The 16,768-nt window shown below is 57.9% G+C and carries 12 protein-coding genes; all 12 read left to right on the top strand.

The window, feature by feature from the left end:
* Nucleotides 1-13 precede the first annotated feature (13 nt).
* Nucleotides 14-1,960 (top strand): hypothetical protein, encoded by a 1,947-nt coding sequence (locus tag S7S_RS09630; protein ID WP_008735534.1) that lies wholly within the window; start codon nt 14-16, stop codon nt 1,958-1,960.
* 96 nt (nt 1,961-2,056) lie between these two features.
* The gene (locus tag S7S_RS09625; RefSeq protein WP_008735537.1) at nt 2,057-2,776 is read left to right on the top strand and encodes a GntR family transcriptional regulator; all 720 of its coding nucleotides are present in this window, start codon (nt 2,057-2,059) and stop codon (nt 2,774-2,776) included.
* Nucleotides 2,777-2,840: 64 nt separating this feature from the next.
* Nucleotides 2,841-3,728 carry a methylisocitrate lyase gene (gene prpB / locus S7S_RS09620; protein ID WP_008735538.1) on the top strand — a complete coding sequence of 296 codons (888 nt, stop codon included), beginning with the start codon at nt 2,841-2,843 and terminating at the stop codon, nt 3,726-3,728.
* Nucleotides 3,729-3,798: 70 nt separating this feature from the next.
* On the top strand, nt 3,799-4,926 hold the full coding sequence (prpC, locus tag S7S_RS09615) for a bifunctional 2-methylcitrate synthase/citrate synthase (RefSeq protein WP_008735539.1): 1,128 nt from the start codon (nt 3,799-3,801) through the stop codon (nt 4,924-4,926).
* Between the two features lie 87 nt (nt 4,927-5,013).
* Nucleotides 5,014-7,605: a Fe/S-dependent 2-methylisocitrate dehydratase AcnD gene (gene acnD / locus S7S_RS09610; RefSeq protein ID WP_008735540.1), complete on the top strand. Its 2,592-nt coding sequence runs from the start codon at nt 5,014-5,016 to the stop codon at nt 7,603-7,605.
* 2 nt (nt 7,606-7,607) lie between these two features.
* Nucleotides 7,608-8,801, top strand: coding sequence for a 2-methylaconitate cis-trans isomerase PrpF (gene prpF / locus S7S_RS09605; RefSeq protein ID WP_008735541.1), 1,194 nt, complete (start codon nt 7,608-7,610; stop codon nt 8,799-8,801).
* Nucleotides 8,802-8,894: 93 nt separating this feature from the next.
* Nucleotides 8,895-10,400, top strand: coding sequence for a bifunctional 2-methylcitrate dehydratase/aconitate hydratase (locus S7S_RS09600; RefSeq protein WP_008735542.1), 1,506 nt, complete (start codon nt 8,895-8,897; stop codon nt 10,398-10,400).
* 214 nt (nt 10,401-10,614) lie between these two features.
* The gene (locus S7S_RS09595; protein ID WP_008735543.1) at nt 10,615-10,941 is read left to right on the top strand and encodes a GIY-YIG nuclease family protein; all 327 of its coding nucleotides are present in this window, start codon (nt 10,615-10,617) and stop codon (nt 10,939-10,941) included.
* Nucleotides 10,942-11,305: 364 nt separating this feature from the next.
* A complete protein-coding gene (locus S7S_RS09590) occupies nt 11,306-12,610 on the top strand; it encodes a hypothetical protein (RefSeq protein ID WP_144401635.1) in 1,305 nt (434 codons plus the stop codon).
* Nucleotides 12,607-13,335, top strand: a complete 729-nt coding sequence (locus tag S7S_RS19590; RefSeq protein WP_338010691.1) for a DUF6160 family protein — start codon at nt 12,607-12,609, stop codon at nt 13,333-13,335. Before S7S_RS09590 ends, S7S_RS19590 begins: the two co-directional genes overlap by 4 nt.
* Nucleotides 13,319-14,602, top strand: coding sequence for a hypothetical protein (locus S7S_RS19585; protein ID WP_169745560.1), 1,284 nt, complete (start codon nt 13,319-13,321; stop codon nt 14,600-14,602). Before S7S_RS19590 ends, S7S_RS19585 begins: the two co-directional genes overlap by 17 nt.
* Nucleotides 14,603-14,626: 24 nt before the next feature.
* Nucleotides 14,627-16,750, top strand: a complete 2,124-nt coding sequence (locus S7S_RS09580; protein ID WP_144401632.1) for a hypothetical protein — start codon at nt 14,627-14,629, stop codon at nt 16,748-16,750.
* Nucleotides 16,751-16,768 lie beyond the last annotated feature (18 nt).

The raw sequence follows: 16,768 nt of genomic DNA, 5'->3' as shown, positions 1-16,768 counted from the left end.
CCCAGGGACCGGCATGCTGATGCTGCTGGCCGTCCTGGCGGGGTGTAACGGCAAGGAAGATTTCTCCGATGTGGATCTGCCTGGCTGCCCGGCCGGTGGCTTGTGTGAGGAACAGCCCTCCGGTGATGTGCTGGTGGAGTTCGTTGGCCCGCGGTTCATCAACCTCGGTTATCGCTGCGGCACCTCCGTAAGCCGTATCTCCGGTGAGCCCCAGGAGATTGGCGGTCGTATCGTGCCGGCTGGCGCTGCGCTGTGTCCTGAAGGCGTGAATACGGTGGATTTCTTCCTGGGTGACGGTCTGTATCTGGGTAACTCATTGCTGATCGGGCGTGCCGCGCTGCCGCAGACCGCGATTCTGACGCAGGTGGGTGAAGATGGCACCAACTGGGGCATTGTCCGCCTGACGGTTGCGGATATCGTGAATACCGCGCGCCGCCTGCCGGCGTCTGATGACAGAGTGCGCAACCGCGCGGCGCTGCTGCTGGCACTCGACAGTGATCCCGCCACGGATGATGTAGAAATCCATCCGGCGCTGCAGGGACGTGATGGCCTGATCAATATGCGCTATACCGAGCTGGTACAGGGCAACTCACTGGAGACGGAAGACTACACAGACTTCACTGATGACTGGACGCCGCTGCTGACAGCACTGGCTGAGGAAGATGATCTGCCGGTGACCTATATATTCCCGGATGAAGCGACGGTGACGCAGCGGACGGCTTATGGCATGGACCTGACCCGCTCCGGCCTCTTCACCATGGCTTTTCAGGAAAGCGAGCTGGCGATTCTGGAGCTGATCGGCACCGACAAACAACGGGCGGACGAATACATTGGCGCTCTGGAAGGGTCGCTTTTGATATTGCCGACCGGTGAGGCGCTGGGGCTTGTCAATGTGCTGCTGTCCTATTTCCCTGGCGGTACCGAAGAAGCAGAAACCGAGCAGGACACGATCACCTTCCAGCGTGGTGCAGGGCTGAACAGCGAACTGGCGTTGCAGAATATGGCCATGCAAGGGTTGATGAACACTGATGTGAACACCAACCTGACGATGACTGGCCGTATGCTCGGCGACTTTCTGTATAACGGGGTGCAGGGCCAGAACGGCACTGATGTCGGCCTGAATATGCCAGGCATGACCTATACGCTGGAAACTACAGATTTTGGTCGTATCAACGGTAGCTTTCTGGGCACATCGAGTGCAGACATGCTGTTGAAAGATCCGGACCCTGCACCGGTGGGACTGCCGATGCGAATGGCCCGTTCCGGAGTGGGGGCATCTTCCATTGATCAGGATGCACTCGATGCAGCAACCGGTTTCTACAGCCTGGTGTTGCGCCGTGGCTGCACCGCTGCCGAGCAATCGAATGACACGTTGTGCACCGACATCGTTGAGAAAAACAAGGTCAACTATCCGCAGGAGTACGAAGTAGACGAGGATGAAGTCGACCCGATCACTTTCACGTTCGTGCGCGATACGCCACGCGGTAACGCTGGCACGGGACTTGATGAGATGCTGATCGAAATCCGCCGCGTAGGCGAGCATGCCATTATCTTCGCGGGTCAGAACGGTGCTTGCCCGAGCGGTAACAGCGCAACGGACTTTCCGATTGGCTATGTGAGCCGTACTTTCGCCGACGCTGGCGTGCCGACCAGTGTCAACGTGGCGATCATGATGACCAGCGATGCTGCTGAAATGAGTAATCTGTATCAGTTTGGCACCGAGATCCAGGGGCGGATAGCGCTGACGCCAATGGATCGGCCAATGTATCGGCTTTCCGATGACAGCTTTGACAATGAAGTGGCCGCGCAATGGATAGACCGCTTCCTGCCGGTGAAGTACTACCGCGATCTGGACCTTGGCGAAGATGAAACCATGACCAACGACCAGAGCCAAACACTGCTCTCCTACGTCCAGGGCTCGGTCGACCTGACCTATCTGGGGTCGACCTGCCCGCCCTGACAGGGTGTATTGTCAACAATCCTCTTGAAACCCCGTCCCTGAGACGGTAGAGTCACGGCCCGAATGCAGAGATTGTCTACAATCGGGCCGTGACACATGTCTGAACCCCTGGAAAAAGCCCCGCAGCACGAGCTCTCCCCGGATATCGCCGGGACGGATGGCCGTACCCTGGCGGACAGGGTGTTTGCCCGCCTCCAGGACGACATCGTGCGCGGCGAGCTGCTGCCTGGTACCAAACTGGGCGAAACCGAGCTTGCCACCCGCTACGGCGTCAGTCGTGGCCCGCTGCGCGAAGCCATCCGCCGCCTTGAATCCCGCAAACTGCTTGAGCGCGTGCCGCATGTGGGCACCCGCGTCGCGTCCCTGACCCTGCCGGATCTGGTCGAGATTTACCATGTGCGCGAAGCGCTGGAAGGCATGGCCGCCCGCCTGGCTGCACAACACATGACCGACGAAGAGATCCGTGGCCTGGTGGCACTGCTGTCACAGCATGAGCAACAGCAGGACCTGAAAGAAGACACGGCTTATTTCCAGCGCGAAGGCGACCTGGATTTTCATTACCGCATCATCCAGGGCAGCCATAACGAGACACTGATCCAGATGCTGATCGGTGGGCTGTATCACCTGGTGCGCATGTACCGCTACCAGTTTTCCACCGTGGCCAACCGGCCTCAGCGGGCGTTGCAGGAGCATCGTCGCATCATCGAAGCCCTGGAAGCACGTGACGGCGAGATGGCCGAACTGCTGATGCGCCGGCATATCAGCCGCGCGCGAGAGAACATCGAACGCTCCACGCCGCCGGGCGAGAACCCCTGACGGACCGGAGTGATGAACCGGGCACCACAAGTGCCCACCGCTTAACCAGCGTACCGGAGAGAGCATGACGACACTGACCGCAGGCGGGCGTTTCCGCAAGGCACTGGCGGAAGAGCAGCCGCTGCAGATCATGGGCACCATCAATGCCTATTGCGCAATGATGGCCGAGCAGGTGGGATACCGTGCCATCTACCTGTCTGGTGGTGGCGTGGCCAATGCCTCCTATGGCCTGCCGGATCTGGGCATGACCAGCCTGAACGACGTGCTGGAAGATGTGCGTCGCATCAGTGCCGCCACCGACGTGCCGCTGCTGGTGGATATCGATACCGGGTGGGGCGGGGCGTTCAACATCGGCCGCACCGTGAAGGAAATGATCCGCGCCGGCGCCGGCGCCGTGCACCTGGAAGATCAGGTGGCACAGAAGCGTTGCGGCCATCGCCCTAACAAGGAAATTGTCAGCAAGGACGAAATGGTGGATCGCATCAAGGCGGCGGCGGATGCCCGTTTTGACCCGGATTTCTTCATCATTGCCCGGACCGACGCGTTCCAGAAGGAAGGGCTGGAGGCGGCCATCGAGCGCGCCCGTGCGTGCCTGGAGGCAGGTGCAGACGGCATCTTCGCGGAAGCCGTGCACACCCTGGACGACTACCGGGCCTTTTCCGATGGCATCGGTGGCGCGCCACTGCTGGCTAACATCACCGAATTCGGCGCCACACCGCTGTTCACCCGTGACGAACTGGCGGCGGCCGGCGCCAACATGATCCTGTACCCGCTGTCGGCCTTCCGCGCCATGAACAAGGCCGCGCTGACCGTATACGAGGCGATCCGCAAGGACGGTCACCAGAAAGACGTGGTGGACATCATGCAGACACGCATGGAGCTGTACGATTTTCTCGGTTACCACGACTACGAGCAGAAACTTGACGCGCTGTTCAGCAAAGGCAAGGCCTGAGCTTTTTCAACGACGCGACCTTCATCGCCCGGTGCCTGCACCGGGCAGAAACACAGAGAGAGGAAACACCATGGCAGAAGCAAAGCAACTCAGTGGCGCCGGCCTGCGTGGCCAGGTGGCAGGCAAGACCGCGCTGTCCACCGTGGGCAAATCCGGCTCCGGCCTGACCTACCGTGGCTATGACGTGCAGGATCTGGCAGAACACTGCCAGTTCGAAGAAGTCGCCTACCTGATTCTCAAGGGCAAACTGCCGAACCAGGCCGAACTGGACGGCTACAAGGCCCGCCTGAAAAGCCTGCGTGGCCTGCCCCAGGCACTGAAAGAAGTGCTGGAACGCATCCCGAAAGAGGCACATCCGATGGATGTGATGCGTACCGGCTGTTCCATGCTGGGCAACCTGGAAACTGAGGTGGATTTCAGCCAGCAGGGAGATGCTGCCGACCGCCTGCTGGCCGTGTTCCCGTCGATCATCTGCTACTGGTATCGCTACAGCCACGACGGTGTGCAGATCGACGTCGAAACCGATGACGACTCCATCGGCGCGCATTTCCTGCACATGCTGCGCGGCGAGAAACCCAATGCCCTGCACGAGCAGGTCATGAACGTGTCACTGATCCTGTATGCAGAGCACGAGTTCAACGCATCCACCTTCACTGCCCGGGTATGTGCTTCCACGCTGTCCGATATCCATAGCTGCATCACCGGCGCCATCGGTTCGCTGCGTGGTCCGCTGCACGGTGGTGCCAACGAAGCCGCCATGGACATGATCGAGAAGTTCCGCGATGCAGACCATGCCGAACAGGAAATGATGGGCATGCTGGAGCGAAAAGAAAAGATCATGGGCTTTGGCCACGCCATCTACAGCGTGTCTGATCCGCGCAACGCCATCATCAAACAGTGGTCCGAAAAACTGGCTGCCGATGTCGGCGATACCGTGCTGTACCCGGTCTCCGTACGCTGCGAAGAAGTCATGTGGCGGGAAAAGAAACTGTTCTGCAACGCGGACTTTTTCCACGCCTCGGCCTATCACTTCATGGGTATTCCGACCAAGCTGTTCACGCCGATCTTCGTCATGAGCCGCCTGACCGGCTGGGCGGCCCATGTGTTCGAGCAACGTGCGGACAACCGCATCATTCGCCCGAGCGCGGAATACACCGGCGAAGCGCCGCGCAAGGTCGAACCGATCTCCGCACGCTGATGCCGCAGGGGCGCCGGACGTGTTATCCCGCACGTCCGGCGCACCGAACGATCTCTTTCACACATGACCCGAGTGACTCCCGACGCCATGAACACTGATTATCGCAAACCCCTGCCAGGCACCTCGCTGGACTATTTCGATACCCGCGCGGCGGTCGACGCGATCCAGCCCGGTGCCTACGACACGCTGCCCTACACCTCGCGCATTCTGGCGGAACAACTGGTGCGCCGCTGTGCGCCGGGCGAACTCACCGATGCGCTGAAGCAGTTGATTGAACGCCGTCGTGACCTGGATTTCCCCTGGTATCCGGCGCGGGTCGTGTGTCATGACATTCTGGGCCAGACCGCACTGGTGGACCTGGCGGGCCTGCGGGAAGCGATTGCCGATGAGGGCGGTGACCCCTCCAAGGTGAACCCCGTTGTGCCTGTGCAGTTGATTGTGGATCACTCGCTGGCCGTGGAGCATCCGGGTTTCGAAAAGAATGCTTTTGAAAAGAACCGTGAAGTGGAAGAGCGACGCAATGCGGACCGCTTCCATTTCATCAACTGGTGCAAGACGGCCTTCGACAATGTCGATGTGATCCCGCCGGGTAACGGCATCATGCACCAGATCAACCTGGAAAAAATGTCGCCGGTAGTGCAGGTGCGCGACGGCGTGGCGTTCCCCGATACCTGCGTTGGCACAGACAGCCATACACCGATGGTGGACGCGCTGGGCGTGATCTCTGTTGGTGTGGGTGGCCTGGAAGCCGAGAACGTGATGCTGGGCAACCCTTCCATGATGCGCCTGCCGGACATCGTCGGTGTTGAACTGGTGGGCCGTCTCAAGCCCGGCATCACCGGCACCGATCTGGTACTGGCCCTGACCGAATTTCTGCGCCGTGAGCGTGTCGTAGGCGCCTATCTGGAGTTCTATGGTGAAGGCGCCGATGCCCTCAGCGTGGGCGACCGCGCCACCATCGCCAACATGACGCCTGAGTACGGCGCCACCGCCGCCATGTTCTTTATCGATGGCCAGACCATCGACTACCTGAAGCTGACCGGCCGTGATGATGAACAGGTGACACTGGTAGAACAGTACGCGAAACACACCGGCCTGTGGGCAGACAGCCTGAAAAACGCCGAGTACGAGCGCGTGCTTAAATTCGACATGTCCACCGTCGGCCGCAACCTGGCCGGCCCGTCGAACCCGCACGCATTGCTGCCCGTCTCCGAATTGCAGAACCGGGGTATCGCCAGGGCCTGGGAACAGCAGGACGGGCTGATGCCTGATGGCGCGGTCATTATCGCCGCCATCACCAGCTGCACCAACACCAGCAACCCGCGCAACATGATCGCCGCCGGCCTGATCGCGCGTAACGCGAACAAGCTGGGCCTGCTGCGCAAGCCCTGGGTAAAAAGCTCCCTGGCACCGGGTTCCAAGACGGTGAAGATGTACCTGGAAGAGGCTGATCTGCTGTCGGAGCTGCAACAACTCGGCTTCGATGTGGTGGCGTTCGCCTGCACCACCTGTAACGGCATGAGCGGCGCGCTGGACCCGGCCATTCAGCAGGAAATTATCGACCGTGACCTGTATGCCACCGCGGTGTTGTCCGGCAACCGGAACTTTGATGGCCGGATCCATCCGTACGCCAAACAGGCGTTCCTGGCATCGCCGCCACTGGTGGTGGCGTACGCCATCGCCGGTACCATCCGTTTCGATATCGAGAAGGATGTGCTGGGGCATGATCAGGACGGCAATCCAGTTACGCTGAAAGACATCTGGCCGAGCGATGAAGAAATCGACGCCATCGTCAAGGCGGCGGTGAAGCCTGAGCAGTTCCGCCAGACCTATATTCCGATGTTCGAGAAAAAAGGCGATGGCGCGCGCGCGTCCAGCCCATTGTATGAATGGCGCCCGATGTCCACCTACATCCGTCGCCCGCCATACTGGGAAGGCAATATGGCCAGCCAGCGCGCGCTCAAGGGCATGCTGCCGCTGGCAGTGCTGCCGGACAACATCACCACCGACCACCTGTCGCCCTCGAATGCGATCATGATGGACAGTGCCGCCGGGGAATACCTGCACAAGATGGGCCTGCCGGAGGAGGACTTCAACTCCTACGCCACCCACCGGGGTGATCACCTGACCGCCCAGCGCGCCACGCTGGCGAACCCGAAACTGTTTAATGAAATGGTGACGGATGAAGATGGCAAAGTGGTGCAGGGCTCCCTTGCACGCGTTGAGCCGGAAGGCAAGGTCATGCGCATGTGGGAAGCGATCGAAACCTATATGGAGCGCAAGCAGCCGCTGATCATCATTGCCGGTGCCGACTACGGCCAGGGGTCGTCGCGCGACTGGGCGGCCAAGGGCGTGGCGCTGGCCGGAGTGGAAGCGATCGTTGCCGAAGGCTTTGAGCGCATTCACCGCACCAACCTGATTGGCATGGGTGTGATGCCGTTGCAGTTCGAGGAAGGCACGACCCGTAAAACGCTGAGCATCGATGGCACCGAAAGCTTCGATGTGGAAGGTGAGCCGGCGCCACGCGCGACGCTGACCCTGGTCATTCATCGCCGCAACGGCGAGGTGCAACGGGTGCCGGTAATGTGCCGTCTGGATACCGCAGAAGAAGTGTCTGTCTACGCCGCCGGCGGCATCCTGCAGAAATTCGCGAAAGAATTCATGGCGGAGGCCGGTTGACCATGGCGCACGTACCTCAAATACGCATTCCCGCCACCTATATGCGCGGTGGTACCAGCAAGGGCGTGTTCTTCAAGCTGACGGACCTGCCAGAGGCAGCGCAGGTGCCGGGCGAAGCACGTGACAAGCTGCTGCTGAGGGTAATCGGCAGCCCGGACCCCTATGGCAAACAGATCGACGGCATGGGCGGGGCGACATCGAGCACCAGCAAGACGGTGATCCTGTCGAAAAGCACCCGCGCAGATCATGACGTGGACTATCTGTTCGGACAGGTTTCCATCGACAAGCCGTTCGTGGACTGGAGCGGTAACTGTGGCAATCTCACGGCGGCGGTCGGTTCGTTCGCCATCAGCAACGGCCTGGTCCCGGCGGAGCAGATACCGGAAAACGGCGTGGTGACGGTGCGTATCTGGCAGGTCAACATTGCCAAGACCATCATTGCACACGTGCCGATCACCAACGGCGCAGTGCAGGAAACGGGTGACTTCGAGCTCGACGGCGTCACCTTCCCGGCGGCGGAAGTGCAGATCGAATTCCTCGATCCGGCGGCTGACGACGACGGGGAGGGCGGTGGTGCAATGTTCCCGACCGGCAATCTGGTGGATGACCTCGAAGTGCCCGGTGTCGGCACCTTGAAGGCGACGCTGATCAATGCCGGTATCCCGACGGTATTCATCAACGCGGAAGACATCGGCTATACCGGCACTGAATTGCAGGAAGCGATCAACAGCGACGACAAGGCGCTGACGATGTTCGAGACGATTCGCGCACACGGCGCAGTGCGGATGGGCCTGATCAAGCATGTGGACGAGGCCGCAGGTCGCCAGCACACGCCGAAAGTCGCGTTCGTTGCCGGCCCGGCGAGCTACGTTTCTTCCAGTGGCAAACAGGTCGCGGCAGGCGATATTGATCTGCTGGTGCGGGCACTGTCCATGGGCAAGCTGCACCACGCGATGATGGGCACCGCTGCGGTGGCTATCGGCACGGCCGCCGCGATCCCCGGTACGCTGGTGAACCTTGCCGCCGGTGGCAGCGAACGCAGCGCGGTACGCTTCGGCCACCCCTCTGGCACCTTGCGTGTCGGTGCGGAAGCGAAGCAGCTCAACGGCGAATGGACAGTGACCAAGGCCATCATGAGCCGCAGCGCGCGGGTGCTGATGGAAGGTCAGGTGCGGATACCGGGTGATGCGTTCTGACGTTGTGGTAGGGTGGATGTTGGTCGTGCGCCTGCATCCACCTTATATCGCGGGGCACAGGCCGGTTCTCATTCAATGGAAGGAGGACGCCCCATGACAGGCAATGCTGATCTGAATACTCGCCCTGATTATGATCAGGTCATCCAGGATATCGCTGACTACGTCCTGAATTATCAGGTTACTTCAACCGAAGCCCTCGAAACTGCTCGCTACTGCCTGATGGATTCACTGGGTTGTGGATTGCTCGCATTGCGGTTTCCCGAATGCACTAGGCATCTCGGCCCCCTGGTCGACGGCACGCGAGTGCCACACGGCGCACGCGTGCCCGGCACGGCGTACCGGCTGGATCCGATGAAGGCGGCCTGGGATATCGGCTGTACCATCCGCTGGCTGGACTATAACGACACCTGGCTGGCTGCAGAGTGGGGACATCCTTCGGACAATCTCGGTGCGATTCTCGCCGTGGCGGATCATCTTTCTCAGAAGCATCTCAGTCAGGGCTTGCCCGCATTGACCATGCGGCAGGTGCTGGACGCCATGATCATGGCACATGAGATACAGGGCATTCTGGCGCTGGAGAACAGCTTCAATCGGGTCGGTCTATGTCATGTCCTGCTGGTAAGAGTGGCGTCCACTGCCGTGGCAGCAAAATTGATGGGAGCAAGCCGTGAGCAGATCATGTCGGCTGTCTCGCATGCCTGGGTCGACGGTGCTGCTCTGCGCACCTACCGCCATGCCCCCAACGCGGGCTCACGCAAATCCTGGGCCGCCGGAGATGCAGCCAGTCGCGGTGTGCGCCTGGCGGATATGGCCCTGCGCGGCGAAATGGGTATCCCCGGTGCACTGACCGCGCCGCAATGGGGGTTCTATGATGTCTCGTTCAGCCATACCTGCAAGGATCTGGCCCTGAAACCGGAAGTGGAACGTGTATTCCGGTTTCAGCGCGGCTACAGCAGCTATGTCATGGAGAACATTCTGTTCAAGATTTCCTATCCGGCTGAATTTCACGGGCAGACAGCCATTGAGGCCGCCGTCTGCCTGCACCCCCAGGTGCGGCACCGTCTTGATGAGATAGAACGGATTGTCATCACCACGCATGAATCTGCGATTCGCATCATTTCCAAGATCGGGCCACTGGCCAATCCGGCAGACCGGGATCACTGTTTGCAGTACATGGTTGCGGTCGCACTGATGTGTGGCACGCTGACGGCAGAGCAGTACGAGGATTCATTTCACGCTGCCCATCCTCTGATTGATTGGCTGCGTGAGCGCATGGAAATACGGGAGGATGCCCGCTATTCCCGGGATTATCATGATCCCGCCAAACGTTCGATTGCCAACGCGGTACAGGTCTGGTTTGCCGATGGCAGCGATACGGGCGAAGTGGCAGTGGAGTACCCACTCGGACATCGGCGGCGGCGTGAGGAGGGCCTGCCGGCACTCGTGAGCAAGTTCAGGGACAATCTGGCAACCTGTTTTGACGAACAGAGGCGGCAGCAAATACTGACAGCTTGCGGTGATTCGCAGATGTTGCACGCCATGCCGGTGACCGATTTCATGGCGCTGTTTGTGACAGAGCAAGCGACGGTAACAGATTGATATTGTTGTGGGATGCGGATGATATTGTTCTTATGGTGTGCCCGGCAAGTCAAGGGCGTAGAACCTGAATGAGGTGTGTGCCAGTTCAAGCATTGCATTAGTCGAGCAGATCTCTCCGGTCGATAATCGGCATTCGCTTACATGCTTTGTCGGTTCCAGCCGTCAGTGTTTCGTCATTTTGCTGACACAATCTTTCGTCGAATTGTGCTCAGGGATGCTGGAGGACGAAATGCCGGGGAGCCGACGCTATTACGTGTATATTTTGACCAATCGTTTTCATTCCACGCTGTATACCGGTATGACGCCGGACCTGCGGCGGCGGGTAATTATCCACAAGCTGCGTTCGACCACGTGCTTCTACAATCCACGCAGCAATAACAAGCTGGTGTATTTTGAGGCACAGCAGTATGCGTATCTGGCGGTGCGCCGGGAGCGCATGATCAAGGCGATGCATCGGCCGGACCTGCTGGCGTTGATATCCAGGCACAATCCGCTGTGGCGCGATCTGGCGATGGACCTAGACATCATTGGTACCTCTTGATGAGCCTGCCAGAGCTCGCCTGAGGAGGGTGGGGGCGTCAAGGAGGGGCGAGAATGACGATATGCTGAGGGGGGCTGGCAAAGTGTTACGCTTGGTAACAATCGGCCTCGCCAGCATGCCGCCAGGTCCAGCTGCACCGGGCTTCTGGTCCGCAAGAAAGCTAAAGCAATGAATTAAAAGGCGGTTTTATTGTATAGCTATTGTAACGGGTGACCGGGTGTGGTTGCTCATTTGTGTGAGCAAATGTAGCCTGAGCCTGTCAGGAAACCGGTCCAAAGCAGTGCAGTGACCGGCACGCGATGCGGAAGTAGCCACCAGGCCCGTTAGAGGCCGCCCGCATTGATAATAAAAAACGAGGCATAACGTGCGTATTTATTTGGTTCCGGGGAGATTTTTGTCCTGTCTTGGCCCGCTGCTCCTGCTCGGAGCGGCGAGTGTGGCCAGTGCGTCGCTCTCCTCAGGTAATATGACCCCACTTGCCGAAGACGAGATGGCCGGCGTGACTGGCGCCGGCCTTGCAATCGCCGCGCACAATTTTCGCTTCCAGGCAGCTCCAACCAGCTATATCTGGGTTACTGGCCGACAGCCTGGCCCGGCCGCCGCCGCCGCCGGTTGGCAAAGAGGTGACCTGTTCTACTACGGGACGGCGTGGACCGGTGGGCAGACTGGGGCGGGGACAGGTACCACGTTCCATCAGCCGGGCATGGCGGGAGGAAGTTGCGACCAGAGTGAAGCCTTGCGTTGTCCCATTGGTGTCCAGGGGGTGCCCAGCTTTGCCTCGGTGATGAATCCCTATGTCTTTCGTGTGTACGAGTACCCTGGTGTGGATTATCAGGGGACCTTCCGTGAAGGCAGCGATATGCCCTCAGTGATGGAGCTGATAGGCCCTAGCAAAACGGATAACTGGCGATGGAGTTTCTGGGGAGAGATCGAGGTGGGACGTACAGGCAATGACCTGACGAACCGCTCGCATGATGGGGCTGGCTTGCTGAAGAGTCAGACTCTGATCCATGGTAGCCCCACTACCAAAGACGGCAAGCCGGCGGTGATCCGCTACCTGCGCACGCAGCAGGGCACTATGGCTGATCCCTCCCAGAATGGCTCTTTCGGCATCATTTATGAGAGCGCCCTTTCAGGCGACTTCAGATTTTCTGTAGGTCAAAATACGGATGACCGGGATGGGAAGGGAATCGTCCCATTCTTTAATGATTCTGAAGGTTTCTATTTTCATGATGTAGACGCTTATATCCCGATTGGCCGTATGCATTATCAGACCTTGCAGATTGAACCTTCCGGCACAACCGGTGACTTTATTCTCCGGCTCACTCCCATCGCACCGCAGTCGGGGCAGTCCCAGGACATGCTCGCTTTTCGCATGATCTATAACGAATTTTACTGTGGAAGCGCGAATGGTGCGGATTGTGCAACCCAAACAATAACAACTGCGGATGGGAATAGTGTTTCCAAGATAAGTAATCCTAACCTCGAAACGCAGGGCTATATCCGATGGGGTGACTTTTCTGATCCTAATCGTTTCACTGCGCGCGATAATGGCATTTCCTTCCGTAATAATGCAGATGTTGTGACACAACATCTGGGTGTTTCTCGTATTGAGGGGCTCCGTATCCAGTCAATGACCCTGACGACTTTGGGGGCGGGTGGCTTATGAGACCTGTTCTCTCACTATGGCTAGGTTTGGCAGTTTGGGCGGTAATAAAGCCGGTGTATGCGATGCAACCGCTTGGTGATGCCGATATGGCAGCCGTCACTGGTCAGGAAGGGGTTGCTCTGGCGCTGGAGTTACGGGTGAACATGACTGAGGATGGCAGGCCGCTGGGTGTGGACGGTGCGCCGTCGGAGTATGGAGTGTCTTGTAGCGGTGTTAATAATCCATGCCGTTGGGCGTTATCCTTTGCAAATCGCGACAACGTGTGGCTTGTTTTCAACGGCTGGTCAGTGGCGGTAAAAGTAAACGACATATTGCTCGATGTTATACCAGAGATGACTCCCGCTAATGTGCCTGGGTTTGATCTCTCCATGGCAGATGGCCGCCCTGCAACACATAATCGTTTTTTTGATATTAATGATGAATGTATGCTCTCCAATTGCACTTCGGTGAACGATGTTCCCGCGGCCATACAGGCTATGCCAGCTATGAGATTGACCACACCGTCTTTGGCGCTGTCGTATGATCCAGGCACTAATGTCAGCAGTGGTTTCACCAATACCGAGATTGCGCTCAATCTTGATGGGTTGGCAGCGATTACTGCTGTGGATGGCTACGCTGCACCAGTGCCAGGTACTTTCCTGGGGGCACAAATCGGAGATGTCGAGGTTGGCAATAATTTCATGGGATGGGCTTTTCAGGGAGAGGTCTATGTCTTCGGGTACTGATATGGCAGGCCGCGTCTTCTTGGTTCCGCTATTGTTCTTGCTGGCCAGTCTCTTGCCTGCGTGGGGCCACGCTGCCATTCCTCAAGGGCAGCTTCCTTCGGGGCTCCAGCCCATGGAAGACAGCGAAATGGCAGGGGTTGTTGGGCAGGCTCTGATTGTTACCAATAAAGTCCAGGGGGATGGCGAGGGCAATGGTACCTCAGGGCTGACGTTTTACAGTGCAGGCCTTGATGCGGAGTTGCGCCTTAACCTGAATATAGAGCGACTCGAGCTTGGGAGAACAGGTCCGGGCGCTCTTGATGTTGATATCTTGGCCGAGCATGTGATGTTCGGCTGTACCGCGAACGCTGGCGGGGAATGTGTGGACTCGAGTGTGGCTACACAATTGCGCGATTTCATTTTTAATAGACCTTTCTTTCAGTTTGCGATTGAGAATGACGATCAGCCTGCTCACAGGCGAGTGGTTGGGGTGCGCCTCGGGGCTGAGAATGCTGAGGGCCCTCTTAGTATCGGAGAGTTTAAAGTATTTAGTGGATACTTAAGCGCAGTGGCGGAGATTGAGTTGTTAGGTCAGGATAATGTCGCGCTGACCACAAACACAGGATACTCGCCGACAGGAACCCGTACGCCTGCTTATAGCGCAAATATCGGACTATCTGACTGGTGTCTTGTTTCTTTTATTGGGTGTCTCGCGTGGGCGAGCCAGTATCAAGTGTATTATCCTGGTCAGTCGGCTACTTATCCTGTTCTTGCCAATGGTTCGAGGATCCAGCAGGCGCAGGTGCATGCTGGTGGTGCTAATAGTCTCTACAATATCGTTGATTCATTGACGCAGGAGGTTGGTTGTAGAAGAACCTACAATGCTTTTGGTTGTGGTTTGGGCGATATTGTGCTGGGACTTATTGCCACCAATATTCGAGACAGGGTTGTGGGGCAGTTAGGTCAGGGATTGGGTGTGGGGCGTCAGGGATGCCCTAATCTAAATGACTGTAATATTCCATTCAATATTTCCAATCTCCATCGTGTTGAAGTTGACTCTCCACTGTTTGGGCTCTCGTTTCAAGAGCGCAGTATTAGGTATCCTGGTTACGCTGCGGATGTGCCTAAGGGGTGGGCCATGTATCTGCCAGATGCTTTCACCTTGCAGGTGTCTGAACCCATGACGGTATTTACCCAATCAATTCTGAGTGGGAATGCGTTGGCGGGAAATCTCGTTCCACTGGATCCGGTTTTTGATAATTGCTGGGGTTCGGCAACGTTCTGCTGAGATCAAAGGCGAGTGATGATGTCTATGCGATTTACAACCGCTCTGCGAGCCGGATTGCTGGCCGGAAGCCTGGTCTTTTCAGTGTCTGCCGCCACATTGGAGCCATTGACAGATATGGAGCTCTCGCAATCTACAGGCCAGGCAGGACTTGCTGTTTCACTGGAAACTGACTCTCCCATTACCGCGCAGCAGGTTACTTGGGCAATGGACGCCGAGAACGCGGCCACAACCGCGTCTCTGATCCTCAAAAACCTCTCTGTGGAATGGGCCGATAGTGCTGACTTTACGCTGGATGTCGGTGCTGATGCTGTGATGCTGACTGGCAGTTGGTCTGAGCTTCAGGCCCGCATCGGGGGAATCGCTCACAGCGGAGAGCCGAATAACACCATGGGGTCACTGGCCATCAACACCAGCGGCTCGTTTTTGCTAATCAATGAAGGTGGGCCCTTCAATACCAACAGTGACAATGCCGTGCTGAATTATACCAGCGAAGGGGATATCTTCTGGCGGCAGCGTGATATCGGTGGTGCACCCGAACTGGGATTGCTCGATTTTGTCATTGGCATTGATATCCCTAAGGGCACAGTAGGACTGGACGCTAATGGGGTGTTGATTGCTGCGCCAGAAGCAGATTTTGACCTCACTTTCGATTTGAGTTTCGCTGCTGCAACCACGAACCCTTATGACAAAGCTGATCATGACGGGCTGGTCCATACTGGTTGGCGGGGCAATTTGCGCAATGTGGATTTGCGTTTGATGGGCGGTGGAGCATGGGAAGGTACGACCGGTAGCTTTTATGACTTGAGTGCCCGTACTGAAGGGCTGAATACCGACTTGAAACTGGATTTTGGTGAAGAATTTGTTTGGATTATCGGTCAGCCCCACCAGGCGCGTGCCCGAGCCGAGTTTTCAGGTTGGCAACGTTTGGGGGCTCAGCCAGGGTTTTCTTCCGGGGCACGCGTGGCGCGTCCTGGTGTGGCCATGGCGGATTACGACTTCCGTTTACCATTGACGTTGGACGCTCTTCGCGCGGGCAGTGATCCAGGCGGGATCTGCTTTGGGGGAGCTACCACGGGGGGCAGTCTTACATCTTCCGCGTGTGGCGCTGCCGGCGGCGAGTACGTGTACCTCTCTCCTGACGACAATACCTTGGCCATGCTGATTCGCGGCGCAGGTCTGCATGCCTACAATACGAAGGTCGAGATATGGGAACGGGAATACAGTGGTGGGGCCTGGGGTGAGCACATCAAGACCGATGAGTTCAATTGGAGTCTTTTGTACACCTTCGGAGAATTCGATGGCAATGTATTCATCCGGCCGGAGGCGTCAGGATCTGATGTCGGTTTCCGGGCAGACATGGTGCTGGGGTTCCAATCTCCGGGATACTGGCACGCGGCACAGAATAAGTTTGCTGGCGTAGTGGCGGGAGATCCGGCCAGTGATCCCCGCGCCCGGTGGGCGACCAATACCCACTTCATGATTGGGGATACGGAGGCGGGCGAAGCGGGCTTCGGTATTGGTCTGGTGAACGCTGATGTCTTGTGGCGAGTGGAGGACATGGCCGTCCGTCTGGTTAACCCTGCGACAGCCAGCAGTTATCGTTTGAATGGTGACGTGTTGCGCCATACCTTGTCGCCAGGGGTATGGCTGGAGACCGATCGCAAAGGGCAGGGTGTGGCTGCCCAGTATAACTTCAGGGGCATGTTTGGCGGTGGCGACCTGAGCAACCTGGAGGATTTGGTACAGGGCTTGTTGCTTGACGTGAATCTGGAAACAGACCGCTTCGTATTTGTACTGGGGGCGAATGGCGGTGAGAACTACGTACCGTTCGAAGGGTTGTTCGATTTCAATGGCAATGCGTATATATCGATCGCTGAGCCTTCTGTGCCAACGGCCGCCTGGCGAATTCACAATGTGTCGGGAGCCCTACTCTGGAAGGATGGGCGCATACAGCTGAGCTCTGGTGTGGAGACAGTGCATGGACGGCCAGAGTTAACTATTGCGAACTATATTCTTCTGGCGGATACAGCGATTCAGGGAAGTGTCCTTAAAGGCGATATCAGCCTAGGTGAAAATGATAACTTCGGGAGTATTGTCATTCCCTCTGGCGTTGTTTACAGCTCGGTTTCCATTCGACCACAGAACTAGAGTGGGTCATATTCACGA

This window comes from Isoalcanivorax pacificus W11-5 (genome assembly GCF_000299335.2).
Classification (GTDB): Bacteria; Pseudomonadota; Gammaproteobacteria; order Pseudomonadales; family Alcanivoracaceae; genus Isoalcanivorax; species Isoalcanivorax pacificus.
Note: the sequence above shows the minus strand (reverse complement) of the source record. Positions and strands in the feature narration are given on the sequence as shown.